At 34.5% G+C, this 994-nt stretch carries 2 tRNA genes and 1 pseudogene; 1 reads left to right on the top strand and 2 read right to left on the bottom strand.

The annotated features are described in order from the left end of the window. Nucleotides 1-162: 162 nt before the first annotated feature. Nucleotides 163-534, top strand: a pseudogene (locus tag HMPREF9088_RS11165) (ISL3 family transposase); the annotation flags it as partial. A gap of 142 nt (nucleotides 535-676) precedes the next feature. Here the strand turns inward: HMPREF9088_RS11165 and HMPREF9088_RS11170 are convergent. Both HMPREF9088_RS11170 and HMPREF9088_RS11175 read right to left on the bottom strand, forming a co-directional pair. Beyond that, a tRNA-Thr gene (locus tag HMPREF9088_RS11170) sits at nucleotides 677-749 on the bottom strand. A gap of 149 nt (nucleotides 750-898) precedes the next feature. Then, nucleotides 899-972 (bottom strand) — tRNA-Asn (locus HMPREF9088_RS11175). Between the last annotated feature and the right edge of the window lie 22 nt (nucleotides 973-994).

Raw genomic sequence — 994 nt, forward strand, 5'->3', positions numbered from 1 at the left:
AAGGACATCAAATATTTTTTTATAACAAAAAGACATCTGATTGTCCTATAATTAAGTCGTCTAAAACATAATAAGGAGGAAATCAGATGTCTATGCACAATTCTATCAAAATAAAGGATGAATTTCTAGATGCTTCAATCAAGTTAATTTTACAATCGGCGTAATAAAAAACTTCTAACAGAATCCGATGTATTGGACCATTTGCTTTCAATCGACACCACACTTAAAGAGTCCTACGAAATTTACCAGGAGCTGCTTTATCACTATGATAAACGTGATCACAAAGCGTTTTTCGCTACGATTGAAAATCTACCTCGTACACTTGATGAGCAATTTAAAAAATCAATCTGCTATCTAATAAAGCATAAAACATCAATTAAACATTCTTTTCTATATCCCTATTCCAATGGGAAAATCGAGGGAAAGAATAATCTAATTAAAGTGATCAAAAGAATTGCGTTTGGTTTTCGAACATTTCGAACACTAAAAATGCGCATTTTTATCCAGCAAGATCTATTTACTATAATTAAATAACAAAAAAAGAGAGTGCCGAAGCACCCACTTTTTCAAGACTTATATAAAACAACACTATTTGACAAAGAGCCGATAGTTAATGCTGCCAACTCTTTGAAAAACGACAGTAGAAATTACGAAAAATTCTCTCTCAGCTTCTTTAAGCCACCTGCCGGGCTTGAACCGGCGACCCCCACCTTACCATGGTGGTGCTCTACCAACTGAGCTAAGGCGGCAGTAGTTATTTAACACAAGAAATATCATACCCAAATATAGCTTAAAAGTCAATATTTCTATCATATTTATTTATGATCTTAATAAGCATTTTTCTTCTAATCACGTCATTTTATAAAAAAAAGAAATAGTCTGAGACTATTTCTTTTAACTCCGGCAGTAGGACTCGAACCTACGACATCATGATTAACAGTCATGCGCTACTACCAACTGAGCTATGCCGGAATAACCAGCATGGCGACGTCCT

It is taken from the genome of Enterococcus italicus DSM 15952 (genome assembly GCF_000185365.1).
Classification (GTDB): Bacteria; Bacillota; Bacilli; order Lactobacillales; family Enterococcaceae; genus Enterococcus_G; species Enterococcus_G italicus.